Annotated in this window: 14 protein-coding genes and 1 tRNA gene; 8 read left to right on the top strand and 7 right to left on the bottom strand. The window is 62.3% G+C overall.

The window, feature by feature from the left end; translation table 11 throughout:
• The first annotated feature begins 21 nt into the window (after positions 1–21).
• Entirely contained in the window at positions 22–570 is a 549-nt protein-coding gene (locus tag DKM43_RS01090; protein ID WP_109796634.1) for a hypothetical protein, read from the top strand.
• Positions 571–580: 10 nt separating this feature from the next.
• Here the strand turns inward: DKM43_RS01090 and DKM43_RS01085 are convergent, their stop codons facing one another.
• From DKM43_RS01085 to uvrB, 5 genes are all read right to left on the bottom strand, one after another.
• Entirely contained in the window at positions 581–1,048 is a 468-nt protein-coding gene (locus DKM43_RS01085; RefSeq protein ID WP_109796633.1) for a hypothetical protein, read from the bottom strand.
• A 115-nt stretch (positions 1,049–1,163) separates the two neighbouring features.
• Positions 1,164–1,448, bottom strand: a complete 285-nt coding sequence (locus tag DKM43_RS01080; protein ID WP_109796632.1) for an addiction module antidote protein — start codon at positions 1,446–1,448, stop codon at positions 1,164–1,166.
• Positions 1,429–1,773, bottom strand: a complete 345-nt coding sequence (locus DKM43_RS01075; protein ID WP_109796631.1) for a type II toxin-antitoxin system RelE/ParE family toxin — start codon at positions 1,771–1,773, stop codon at positions 1,429–1,431. The genes DKM43_RS01080 and DKM43_RS01075 overlap by 20 nt, the downstream gene beginning before the upstream one ends.
• 4 nt (positions 1,774–1,777) lie before the next feature.
• Positions 1,778–2,236: a DUF2924 domain-containing protein gene (locus DKM43_RS01070; RefSeq protein WP_109796630.1), complete on the bottom strand. Its 459-nt coding sequence runs from the start codon at positions 2,234–2,236 to the stop codon at positions 1,778–1,780.
• A 55-nt stretch (positions 2,237–2,291) separates the two neighbouring features.
• Positions 2,292–4,481 carry an excinuclease ABC subunit UvrB gene (uvrB, locus tag DKM43_RS01065; RefSeq protein ID WP_109797020.1) on the bottom strand — a complete coding sequence of 730 codons (2,190 nt, stop codon included), beginning with the start codon at positions 4,479–4,481 and terminating at the stop codon, positions 2,292–2,294.
• 111 nt (positions 4,482–4,592) lie between these two features.
• Here uvrB and DKM43_RS01060 point away from each other — a divergent pair, with 111 nt between their 5' ends.
• The 7 genes from DKM43_RS01060 (at position 4,593) to DKM43_RS01030 (ending at position 11,082) form a co-directional block, all read left to right on the top strand.
• Positions 4,593–5,141, top strand: a complete 549-nt coding sequence (locus tag DKM43_RS01060; RefSeq protein WP_161554010.1) for a DUF3617 domain-containing protein — start codon at positions 4,593–4,595, stop codon at positions 5,139–5,141.
• A 79-nt stretch (positions 5,142–5,220) separates the two neighbouring features.
• Positions 5,221–6,024, top strand: a complete 804-nt coding sequence (locus DKM43_RS01055; protein WP_407938475.1) for an esterase/lipase family protein — start codon at positions 5,221–5,223, stop codon at positions 6,022–6,024.
• Positions 6,025–6,127: 103 nt separating this feature from the next.
• Positions 6,128–7,561, top strand: a complete 1,434-nt coding sequence (locus tag DKM43_RS01050) for a circularly permuted type 2 ATP-grasp protein (RefSeq protein ID WP_109796629.1) — start codon at positions 6,128–6,130, stop codon at positions 7,559–7,561.
• An 18-nt stretch (positions 7,562–7,579) separates the two neighbouring features.
• Positions 7,580–8,527, top strand: a complete 948-nt coding sequence (locus tag DKM43_RS01045) for an alpha-E domain-containing protein (RefSeq protein ID WP_109796628.1) — start codon at positions 7,580–7,582, stop codon at positions 8,525–8,527.
• A gap of 12 nt (positions 8,528–8,539) precedes the next feature.
• Positions 8,540–9,352: a transglutaminase family protein gene (locus tag DKM43_RS01040; protein WP_109796627.1), complete on the top strand. Its 813-nt coding sequence runs from the start codon at positions 8,540–8,542 to the stop codon at positions 9,350–9,352.
• Between the two features lie 80 nt (positions 9,353–9,432).
• Positions 9,433–10,179: a proteasome-type protease gene (locus DKM43_RS01035; RefSeq protein ID WP_109796626.1), complete on the top strand. Its 747-nt coding sequence runs from the start codon at positions 9,433–9,435 to the stop codon at positions 10,177–10,179.
• Positions 10,180–10,461: 282 nt separating this feature from the next.
• Positions 10,462–11,082, top strand: a complete 621-nt coding sequence (locus DKM43_RS01030) for a response regulator transcription factor (RefSeq protein WP_109796625.1) — start codon at positions 10,462–10,464, stop codon at positions 11,080–11,082.
• Positions 11,083–11,169: 87 nt separating this feature from the next.
• On the opposite strand, the gene DKM43_RS01025 is transcribed toward DKM43_RS01030, so the two are convergent.
• On the bottom strand, positions 11,170–11,856 hold the full coding sequence (locus tag DKM43_RS01025; protein ID WP_236632318.1) for an extensin family protein: 687 nt from the start codon (positions 11,854–11,856) through the stop codon (positions 11,170–11,172).
• 158 nt (positions 11,857–12,014) lie between these two features.
• Positions 12,015–12,090: transfer RNA gene (locus tag DKM43_RS01020), tRNA-Val, on the bottom strand.
• Positions 12,091–12,175 lie beyond the last annotated feature (85 nt).

Here is a 12,175-nt window from a genome sequence, read left to right as displayed (position 1 = left end):
GCGTTTTCAGGGGGTATTTTCATGCTGGAGCAGTTCGAAGCCAACCAGGCATTGCTGGCGGGCATCGTGCTTGTGGTGGTATTTCTTGTCTGGTGGTTCTGGGGCCGGACCAAACCGACGCCCCGATCGCGCGAATATACTGACGTTCTTTCCGAAGGCGCCGAAAAGGCAGCGCGCAATACCGCGCTGATCGATGCGCCCAGCGCTGCAATGATGGCGGCTCCCCCGGCGGTGCCCGTTCCGGCAGAGGCTCCGCAGGTTCCCGCAACGCAGGCAGAGCCGCTCAAGACCGCAGAGCAGGAAGCACAGGCAGCCAAGCCCGAAGCCGGCCCGGTTGATGATCTGGGCAGGATCAAGGGCATCGGTCCAAAGCTGAAGGCGCTTCTCGCCTCGCTGGGTGTCACCAGCTTTGCCCAGATCGCCGCGTGGACCGATGAGGACATGGCCCGGATCGATGCGCAGCTTGGCGCCTTCGCCGGACGGGCAATGCGCGATAACTGGGTGGAGCAGGCAAGGTTGCTCGCAGCCGGTGATACGGCCGCTTACGAGGCGAAGTTCGGCAAGATCTGAAGCGCCGCCTTCATTCGGCAGCGCTGTCCGATCCTGCTGGCTGGGGCGGTGGAGCATGCCCGGCAGCACGGCATCGCGCCAGAACTTCGCGCACCGGGTTTCCTGTCGGAACCTTGATCATTCCGGCACCTGGCAGCGTGCCCGTGTAGGCCCCGCCCAGCACCTTTGTGCGCGGATCATCGGCTGCAATCATCCCTTGCCAAAGATAGCCGCGATGGCCCGGAACCGATGTGGCATCCACCGGCAGGCGCATGATCCCTTCGCTGCCTACCAGCGCGAACAGCGCCTGCGCTCCAACCGGAGCCGCGGCATGGCGGGTAATGATGAGCACGCCTTCCCGGCAAGTGACGGAGAGAAGCGGCGGTCCGCCCAGCGCGCCGAACGACGCCATCCGGCCATCAAACGAGCCCGACCATGCAGGCGCTGCCGCACCGCCCGCCACTGCGGCCGACGCATCCTCCTCATCCGGCATGGCCATGCGCACGGCATCGGCTGGCGAATCCGTTGGAGACTGAGGCTCCGGCGCACGCGAGCATGCGGCGAGGGCGAGGGCGAGGGCGGTCGTTGCCGCTGAAACAGCTTTCACGTCTGGCTCAGGCGGCGCGCTTCTGGACGGTCAGTTCGAGACCGAGGACCGAAAGGACCGCAACCAGCGTTTCCAGCGTGGGGTTTCCATCTTCGGACAGAGATTTGTAAAGCGCCTGACGGCCAAGGCCCGTCTTGCGGGCAATCTCGCTCATACCTTTGGAGCGCGCAATATTGCCCAGCGCACTGGCAATCTGCCTTGGATCGTTCCCTTCCATTGCCGCTTCAAGATAGAAAAGGATATCCTCTTCCGTCTCCAGATAACTGGACGGGTCAAACGGGCGAAGCTCCATCAGTGCGCTCGATCTCTTCCTTCAGCCGCTTTGCATGGGCAATGTCGGCGTCCTGCGTGCGCTTGTCACCTCCGCAAAGAAGAATGACAAGCTCCTTGCCTCGCTGGAAGAAATACACCCGGTAGCCCGGTCCATAGTCGACGCGAAGTTCATGCACGCCGCCCTTTACGGACTTGCAGTCACCAAAGTTCCCGTCGGCTAGGCGTTCAAGACGAACGACGATCCTTGCCCGTGCTCGCCGGTCCCGCATGGAGCCGAGCCAATTCGTGAAGTCGGGCGTTTCCGACAGCTTGAAGGCATGTCCTTTATAGACGACACTCGGCATTCTGTCAACGCTGCTGCAGTGGGTAGGAATTTCGAATTACTTCCAGGCGCCGCCAGCCATTATCGCCCGGAAGCATTCCTTCCCAGAAGCGCCATCCATTGACTGTAGTTCTGGTAATCGCTGAAGCTGCAGCAGAAGGGCTGGAGAACTCTGCCCCATCATCAGCGAACCACCTACCGTCACGAATCTCTGCGAAGTGCTGAACGCCCTTATATCGTGCTCTTAGCTTTGTGCCGTTCGGCAACACCAACCCACGTGAATAAAACTGTCCTGGATGATTGAATCTGGCTGCTATCAGCTGTGGATCAGTGATCGGTTCAGGTGATTCAGCTTCCAAAACGGAGTCCAAGTTCAACAGCTCGCGCAGCACGTCGTTATGCTCTTGGCCTTCGGTTTTAATCAAGGCAGTCAATGCCTTAAACACATCCAAATCGACATCGACTTGATAAGGTCTCTTAACCATAAAGCTAGCCCGTCTCTGTGCTATAGTCTTGCTAATAGCACTATTAGTCTAGATGTCAGCGCCCCCACTTCGTCTTCTGGCTTTTCCCATACCGCGTCTTGCGGGTGCCCGGTTTGCCTTCGTTGCTGCGGCCGACGATGGGAGCTTTGCGTTCGCCCTCCGGAAGGCCGAGTTCGGTAGCCTCCAGTCGCCGGATCTCGTCGCGCAGGCGGCCGGCTTCCTCGAACTCCAGATCGGCGGCGGCGGCGCGCATCCGCTTTTCCAGATCCTCGATGTAGGCGCGCAGGTTGTGCCCCACGAGGTTGTTGCGTTCATCATCGCCGGTATCGATCACCACGCCGTCGCGGCTGGCGGCATCGGCCACGATATCGTGGATGCTGCGCCTGATCGTCTGCGGGGTGATGCCATGCGCTTCGTTGTAGGCTTGCTGCTTGGCGCGGCGGCGATCGGTTTCGGCAATGGCGCGTTCCATGCTGCCGGTCATCCGGTCGGCATAGAGGATCACGCGGCCATCCACGTTGCGGGCAGCGCGGCCGATGGTCTGGATGAGCGAGGTTTCGCTGCGCAGGAAGCCTTCCTTGTCGGCATCCAGAATGCACACGAGACCGCATTCGGGAATGTCCAGCCCTTCGCGCAGCAGGTTGATGCCCACCAGCACATCATAGACGCCAAGCCGCAAGTCGCGGATCAGTTCGATGCGTTCCAGCGTTTCCACATCGGAATGCATGTAGCGCACGCGAAGGCCAGCCTCGTGCATGAACTCGGTCAGGTCTTCGGCCATGCGCTTGGTCAGCGTGGTGACAAGCGTGCGATAGCCCATGGCGGCGGTTTCGCGGCATTCGTTGATGCAGTCCTGCACCTGATCCTCGACCGGGCGGATGATGACCGGCGGGTCGATCAGGCCGGTGGGGCGGATGACCTGTTCGGCAAAGACCCCGCCCGCCTCTTCCATTTCCCAGCTTCCGGGGGTGGCTGAGACCGCGATCGTCTGCGGGCGCATCGCGTCCCATTCGTTGAAGCGTAAGGGGCGGTTGTCGATGCAGCTTGGCAGGCGGAATCCGTATTCGGCCAGGGTCAGCTTGCGGCGATGGTCGCCGCGCGCCATGGCGCCGATCTGCGGGATGGTCTGGTGGCTTTCATCCACGAAAAGCAGCGCGTTGTCGGGAAGGTATTCGAACAGGGTGGGCGGCGGTTCGCCGGGCAGCCGCCCGGTCAGGAAGCGGCTGTAGTTTTCGATCCCCGCGCACGATCCGGTGGCGGCAATCATTTCCAGATCGAAGTTGGTGCGCTGTTCCAGCCGCTGCGCTTCCAGCAGTTTTCCTTCGGCCACAAGTTCCTTGAGCCGTTCCGACAGTTCGAAGCGGATGGCATCGGATGCCTGCTTCATGGTGGGGCCGGGGGTAACATAGTGCGAGTTGGCATAGACCCGCACCGAGTTAAGCTTCGTTCCCGCCTTGCCGGTCAGCGGATCGAACTCGACGATCTCCTCGATCTCGTCGCCGAAAAAGGAGATGCGCCACGCGGTGTCTTCGTAGTGCGAGGGGAAGATTTCCAGATTGTCGCCGCGCACCCGGAAATTGCCCCGGCTGAAGGCTGCGTCGTTGCGTTTGTATTGCAGCGCCACCAGCTTGCGAATGATCTCGCGGCTGTCGGCCGAAGTGCCCGTCTTCAGATCGAAGATCATGGCCGAATAGGTTTCGACCGAGCCGATGCCGTAGAGGCAGGAAACCGAAGCCACGATAATCACGTCATCGCGTTCGAGCAGCGCGCGGGTGGCCGAATGGCGCATACGGTCGATCGCCTCGTTCACCGAGCTTTCCTTCTCGATGTAGGTATCCGAGCGGGGAACGTAGGCTTCGGGCTGATAGTAGTCGTAGTAGGAGACGAAGTATTCAACCGCGTTTTCGGGAAAGAAGCTCTTCATTTCGCCATAGAGCTGCGCGGCGAGAATCTTGTTGGGGGCAAGGATGAGTGCGGGGCGCTGCGTGGCCTCGATCACTTGGGCCATGGTGAAGGTCTTGCCCGATCCGGTAACGCCCAGCAGCACCTGCGTCTTTTCGTTTGCGCGGATGCCCTCGACCAGATCGGCGATGGCGGTGGGCTGATCGCCCGCAGGCTGATAGTCCGAGACGATGCGGAACGGGATGCCCCCTTCCACCTTTTCCGGCCGCGCCGGACGATGCGGCACGAAGGCGCCGGAAGTATCGGGTTCTTCAAGTCCTCTGCGGATGATGAGTTCGGCCATGGCTGCGATATGGAGAACCGGCCGGACCCATGCAACCGGCGTGACGGCCGGCACTGGCGCATTGCCCGAAAGGTGATAGCCTCAGGGCCGGAACGAGAAATGGAGATGCCGATGCGTGCTGCCCTGTCGTTGATCCCGGTGATGCTGCTGGCTGCGTGCGGCGACGGGCCATCCGTGGATAAGAAAAACGCCAGCACCGCCGAGGTGGCCCAGTCGGTTGCCGATGCGGGCATGAAGCTGAAGCCGGGTCGCTGGGAAATGACGATGAAGTTCGACCGGCTGGAGGTGGAGGGGATGCCGGCCGAAGCCAGGCAGACCATGCAGCAGATGATGGGGCAAAGCCGCAAGTTCGCCTCATGCCTGACCCCGGAAGAGGCGGACAAGCCCGATGGCAGCTTCTTTGGTCAGCAGGGTGAGGATTGCCGCTATGACAGCTTCACCATGGGCGGCGGCAGAATCGATGCCGTGATGACATGCAAGGGCAAGGGCGAGGATGCCGGTTCCTCGGCCAGGATGAAGCTGGCAGGCACCTACAGCGCCGACAGCTATGACATGACGATGGACATGGACGGAACGGCTCCCAACGGGAAGGCCATGTCGATTAGGATGGCGATGGCATCAAGGCACGCAGGCGCCTGCAAGGGCGATGAAACGTCATAATTCTGCATTCTTGACGCATTCTTGAAACAATTGCGCAATTCTGGCGTTCATCGGCGGTTAGACCGATAGGGTTCACGCCATGAAGATGATTGCGCATCACGATTCCGTTTCCCGCGAGGCCGGGCAGGCTTTTGCCCGCCTTTCCCGGCTGCGTGACGAAGTGGCGCGGCGCTTGGTGCTTGCCTTCCAGCCGCGGCCCGAAGGTGTGCGCGGCCCCAAATGGCAGGCGCTGCTGGGTGAACTGCGCACCCCGGTGGAGCATTGGCAGGCCCGCCGCCGCCCCTGCACCGATGTTGTTCCGCCGCAGGCGCCATCGCGCCCGGTGATGCTGCTGCCCGGCTTCGGCACGCATCCGGCGCGCATGAAGCCGCTGGGCCGTGCGCTTGAGGCGGCAGGGCACAGGGTGAGCGACTGGGGCCTCGGCTTCAACTTCGGGCCGAGCGAGGACAGGTTCGGGCGGTTGTGCGAGCGGGTCGTCACCATGGCCCGCAAGGAGGGCGAGCCGCTCGTGCTTGTCGGCTGGAGCCTTGGCGGCATTTTCGCGCGCGAGGTGGCCAAGGCCCATCCCGAAGCGGTGCGCATGGTCATCACCATGGGTACCCCCTTTTCCGGGGACCGGCGCGCCAATAATGCGTGGCGGGCCTATCAGCTCATCGCCGGGCATTCGGTCGATGAACCGCCGATCGGGCAGGACATGTCGGCCAAGCCGCCGGTTCCCACGATCGCGCTGTGGAGCGCGCGCGATGGCATTGTCTCGCCGCGATCATCGTGCGGGCGCAAGGGCGAGCGCGATCTGGCCATACCCATGCGATGCACCCATCTGGGCTTTGCGGCCCACCCCGATGTTGCGGTGATGCTGAAGCGGCTGGTCGCGGCTTTCTGAGGCTTCCTTGCGGACCGGTCCATCTTAATTCGCAGGTGCAGCATTCGCGCGCTTGGCAAAGCCGTTTCATTGTGCAAGCTTCGCACGTGAACGGGATGTGCCTATGAAAACAGCCTCGCCCTCGTCATATGACGAGATGCTCAATGCCGATGGTTCGGTGCGCTCTGCCTACGCAGGATACTGCGAGTGGTACAAGGAGCAGCCCCCTGATCTGTTGCGGCGCAAGGGCAGCGAGGCCGAGGCATTTTTCCGCCGCACCGGGATCACCTTCAATGTCTATGGAAGCGAAGACGCGGAAGAGCGGCTGATTCCGTTCGACATGGTGCCGCGCATCATCACCGCGCAGCAGTGGCGCAAGCTTTCGCGCGGGATCGAACAGCGGGTCAGGGCGCTGAACGCCTTTCTGCACGATCTCTATCACCGGCAGGAAATCGTGCGGTCCGGGCGCCTGCCCGCGCGTCTGCTCAGGGGCAACGAAGCCTTTCTGGCCGAGATGGTCGGCTTCACCCCGCCGGGCGGGGTCTATACCCATATCGTCGGCATCGATCTTGTCCGCACAGGCGAGGACGAGTTCATGGTGCTTGAGGACAATGCCCGCACGCCCAGCGGTGTCTCCTACATGCTGGAGAATCGCGAGACGATGATGGCGATGTTCCCGGAACTGTTCACGCGCGTGCGCGTGCGCGAGGTTTCGGATTATCCGCGCCGTCTTGCGCGCAGCCTTGCGGCCTGTGCGCCGCCCGCGTTCAGCGGCAAGAAGCCGGTGGTCGCGGTGCTGACGCCGGGGGTCTATAACTCCGCCTATTTCGAGCACGCCTTTCTGGCCGACCAGATGGGCGCGGAACTGGTGGAAGGCAGCGATCTGCGCGTCGAAAACGGGCGCATCGCCATGCGCACCACGCGCGGCTACCAGCCGATCGATGTGCTCTATCGCCGGGTGGATGACGAATATCTTGATCCGCTGACCTTCAATCCCAACAGCGTTCTGGGCGTTTCGGGGATCATGGATGTCTATCGCAGCGGCGGCATCACCATTGCCAACGCGCCCGGAACGGGCATTGCCGACGACAAGGCGATCTATTCCTTCATGCCCGAAATCGTCGAGTTCTATACCGGCGAGAAGCCGATCCTGCCGAACGTGCCGACATGGCGCTGCGCCGAACCGGAGGCGCTGAAATACGTGCTCGACAATCTGGCCGAACTGGTGGTGAAGGAAGTCCACGGTTCGGGCGGCTATGGCATGCTGATCGGGCCGACCTCCTCGAAGAAGGAAATCGCCGCCTTCGAGGCCAAGCTGCGGGCCAAGCCGGAAAACTACATCGCCCAGCCGACGCTGGCACTTTCGACCGTGCCGATCCTGACCAAGGCCGGCCTTGCCCCCCGCCATGTGGACCTGAGGCCCTTCGTGCTCGTCAGTCCCAACGGCATCGACATCACGCCGGGCGGGTTAACCCGCGTGGCGCTCAAGAAGGGATCGCTCGTGGTCAATTCGTCGCAGGGTGGCGGGACCAAGGACAGCTGGGTGCTGGACGACTGATATGGCGGAGGATTTCCCGTGCTAGGACGTTCGGCAAACGGCATCTTCTGGCTGTTCCGCTATCTTGAGCGGGCGGAGAACATCTCGCGCCTGATCGAAGCGGGTTTCCGCATGGCGCTCACGCGCGACGTTGCGGACGCTTCGGACGAATGGCGCTCGCTCATCGTCACGCTTGGCCTCCAGCCGGGCTACGAGGCGCGTTACGGGCCTGAATATACCGGCCCGCACGTGTTCAACTATATCCTGCGCGACCGGGACAATACCGGCAGCGTCCTTGCCATGACCGAGATGGCGCGCACCAATGCGCGCATGGTCCGCGCCGGGATCACCCGCGAGGTGTGGGAATCGGTCAACGACGGGTGGATGCAGCTCAAGGAAGCGCTGGCGCGGCCTGTCACCGAGACCCGGCTTGGCGATGTGCTTGATCTGGTGCGGCGGCAGTCCACGCAGGTGCGCGGCGCGATGGAAGGCACCATGCTGCGCAACGAGATCTACAATTTCGCGCGGCTGGGCAGCTTCATAGAACGTGCTGACAACACCGCGCGCATCCTCGATGTGAAGTATTACGTGCTGCTGCCCTCGATCTCCTATGTCGGCTCCAGCCTCGACAACGTGCAGTGGGAAAACGTGCTGCGCTCGGTTGCGGGGGAACGCGCCTATCGCTGGCTCAATGCCGGCCGCATGGACCCGCGCGGGATTGCCGAGTTCCTGATTCTCGACGGGCGTTTTCCGCGCAGTCTGGCCTTCTGCTATTCCAAGCTGCGGTCCAACCTCGCCAGCCTCGCGCGCGAATATGGCAGCGAGATGCACTGCCACGAGATCCTGCGCGATGCCGATTGCCAGTTTCATCAGGCCACGATCGAGGCGATCTTCGAACAGGGCCTGCACGAGTTCATCGGCAAGTTCATCCGCAACAACACGGCCCTCGCGCTCCAGATCCAGCGCGATTACCGCTTTATCGACTAGGCCACCCCGTCCATGCGCCTCGCCATCGATCACACCACCCACTACGTCTTTTCGGAGCCGGTCAGCCATGGCCTTCAGCGACTGCGCCTGAAGCCCAAGTGTTCGTCCGGGCAGCGGGTGCTTGAATGGAACATGCATTTCGACGGCGCGCACATGCAGGTCGAATATGACGATGCCAATCACAACCATGTCACGCTGATTTCGTTCGATCAGGGGGTGAGCGAAGTGACGATCCGCTGCGAAGGCATTGTCGACACGAACGACGAGGCCGGGATCATCGGCAAGCACGCGGGCTTCATGCCGATGTGGCAGTTTCTGGAGCCGACTGAGTTGACGAAGGCAGGGGGGCGGGTGCGCTCGCTTGTTTCAGCGCTGGCGCAGGATGGCAATTCGCTTGCCCTGCTGCATTCGCTTTCGGCGCTGGTGCGCGCGCGGATTGAATATGCCTCCGGCCATACCGATGCCGCGACCCCGGCCGAAGCCGCCATCGCGGCCGGGCGCGGGGTCTGTCAGGACCATGCGCATGTCTTTATTGCCGCAGCGCGGGCGCTTGGCATTCCGGCGCGTTATGTCAGCGGCTACCTGATGATGAACGACCGGGTCGATCAGGATGCAGGCCACGCCTGGGCCGAGGCTCATGTCGAAGGTCTGGGCTGGGTCGGGTTCGATGTTTCCAACGGCATCAGCCCGGATTGCCGCTATGTCCGCGTGGCCACGGGGCGCGACTATCGCGATGCGGCCCCGATCACCGGCATCCGTTACGGCGCGCGTGACGAGACGATGCATGTCAGGCTTGCCGTTGAACAGCAGCGCGTGGAGCAATAAGACAGCCCGATGACGGCAGGGATTCGGGATGAGGCGGGTTCCGGTTCCTGCCTCTGGTCGGCAATATTCGGGGCGGAACGATGACCTATTGCGTTGGAATGGTGCTCGATCGCGGGCTTGTCCTGATGAGCGATACCCGCACCAATTCCGGCGTCGACAATATCTCCACCTTCCGCAAGATGTTCCACTGGTCGGTGCCCGGCGAACGGATCATCACCATCATGACGGCGGGAAATCTCGCCACCACGCAGGCGGTGATCTCGCAGCTTGAGGAACGCAACAAGGCGCCGGGAGAGCGTCGCCCCTCGATCCTTGAGGCGCCCACCATGTTTCAGGTGGCAACCCTGGTCGGCAACCTGCTGAGCGATGTGATCGAACGGCGGCAGGATGGCGGCATGACCGGCGAGGGGCCGCGCTTTACCGCATCGATGATCGTCGCCGGGCAGATCCGGGATATGGAGCCGCGCCTTTTCCTTATCTATCCGGAAGGAAACTTCATCGAGGCGAGCTTCGACACGCCGTTCTTCCAGATCGGCGAAACCAAGTATGGCAGGCCGATCCTGCTGCGCGGCTATGATCGCACGATGTCGTTCGAGGATGCGGTCAAGCTGCTCATGGTCTCGTTCGATTCAACCCTTGCGGCCAACCTTTCGGTCGGCCTGCCGTTCGACCTGATGGTGATGGAGCGTGACCGGTTCACGCCGCTTCACCAGCGCCGCATTCTGGCAAGCGACCCATACTTCAAGTCAATCTCGTCAAGCTGGAGCGAGGCGCTGCGCCAGGCGTTCCATTCGCTGCCTGACTATTCGTTCGACGATCCTGCTTAACGAACCGGTGTGCATTGCGCGCGCAAGGCGCGGCCAGCCTCGGCAAAGCGGCGGCGAATCTGGTTAATGCTTCTGGCCGGGGCCGCCGGTCGGACCTCATCGTGCAGGTCAGACCGGTGCGGTTTTGCGACAAGACGCCGGGAACGCAATGCGGTTGCATCCGTTCCCGAAGTTATCTTCCTAAGGAATAACGTGTATGTTGCGCGGAAAGGGCGCTTCTTTCGGTTCATTCCGAAACTAACCTTTCTGGCTAATTGTTACGTCTCGCGCATTAATGCGCACATGGCTGAACGCGTAACTCTTCATATCCTCGATGGCGACACCGCCCGGCGTGCTCAACTGGCAAGGCTTGCCTTTGCTGCGGGCCATCATGCGGAAATCTATTCCGGTGCCGATGAACTGCTGGCGCACGCGCCTTCGTCCGGTCTGGTGCTCGCACAGGATGAACCGGTGGGTGAGGGCATTGCCCAGCTCATCTCGGCCATGATGCGTGCCGGACAATGGCTGCCCGTGATCGCCATTGCCGAAAAGCCGGAAACGGGTGCGGTCGTGCGGGCGATAAAGGCGGGCGCACTCGATTATCTGGCCATGCCCACCCAGATCGGCCCGCTGAACGAGGCCGTTGCCCATGCCGCCAGAGAAGCCGAAGCCTATCGCGCGCAACGTGCCCGCGCGGCCGAGGCACGCCAGCGCATTGCGCGCCTCTCGCTGCGCGAACGCGAAGTGCTGGACCGGCTTGCCGAAGGGTGCAGCAACAAGGCCATCGCCCGCGATCTGGCTATCAGCCCCCGCACCGTGGAAATCCACCGCATGAAGATGATGGGCAAACTTGGCGCACGGCACGCGGCCGAAGCGGTGCGCCTGCGGCTTGAAGCGGCAGGGCTGGATGATGTCGCGGCCTGAGGCTGCTTGACTGCGTAAAAGGCATCACACCGCTGGGACTGCGATGAGTCCGGAGCTTCAAGCAAGGCTGCACGGTCGCCCCTGAGGCTATCGGCAGAAGGCTTTCAGTTCACCGGTTTCGAAGTGGAAGTGATCGCGGTGCGCCGCGTTGTAATCCGGGCTGAGCACGGTGCCGAACCGCTTGCAGGCACTGTCTCGCACGGTGCGCAGGAAGGCACGGACTTGCGGTGAAGGGCTGTTCCAGTCGTTCAGAACACTGATCCGCCGTCCATCGGCAAGCCGGAATGCCGATACATCAACCGCGTTGGCGGTGGCATGGGCAGAAAGCCGGTTGGTTCCCGCGACATTACGGCAGGAAAAGCTGCCCATGGTTTCGATGCGGACAAGTTCGCTCCCCAGAATCTGGCGCGCCGCACGGTCAACGCCGAACCGCGCCCAGCCCTGAAGCGCGCTTGCCACCGGGCAGGCAACGGGGCCGAGGTTCGACACTTCAAGGCGCCCGCCATCGCTGCTGAGCGAGTTGAGCTTTACCGTGCCGAGCGTGGCACAACCGGGGGAATGATACTGGTCGGGCAAGGGGCTGAAGCTGGCCTGGGTAGCCCCCAGACTGGCATAGCACGCCCGCGCCTGCGGCGAGGTGGACAGGGTTGATCCGGTCGCGCGCATGGGTTCGTTGCGAGGCTGTTCGGGACTGCCCACGCAGCCTGTGACCAAAACGGTCCAGCTCAGCAGGATCAAACCGCGCTTCATCATGACCGAAGCATTGCACTTCATGGTTTTCAGAAGGTTAACACGTGCTTCCGTCCACCGCAAAGCCGCTTGCGCTGGCCTTGGTCATGCATTCGCATAGGCGCTCGCTGGCGGGCTGCATCGCGAGCAGCCGTGATGCTTGGAGCGTCGCCAAAAGGAAAAGGTCTGGAAGGCCGGGTATCTGGTGGGCGGTGACGGGCTCGAACCGCCGACCCTCTCGGTGTAAACGAGATGCTCTACCAACTGAGCTAACCGCCCCCGGCTGCTGCGCTAATGCGCACAAAGCCGGGGGCAGTCAATTGCTGTTTCCGACAATATTTGCGACGCTTGCGCCACAGGCCCG

Source organism: Novosphingobium meiothermophilum, from assembly GCF_003171715.1.
GTDB lineage: Bacteria > Pseudomonadota > Alphaproteobacteria > Sphingomonadales > Sphingomonadaceae > Novosphingobium > Novosphingobium meiothermophilum.
The sequence above is the reverse complement of the archived record's forward strand: the minus strand, read 5'-3'. Positions and strand labels throughout refer to the sequence as shown.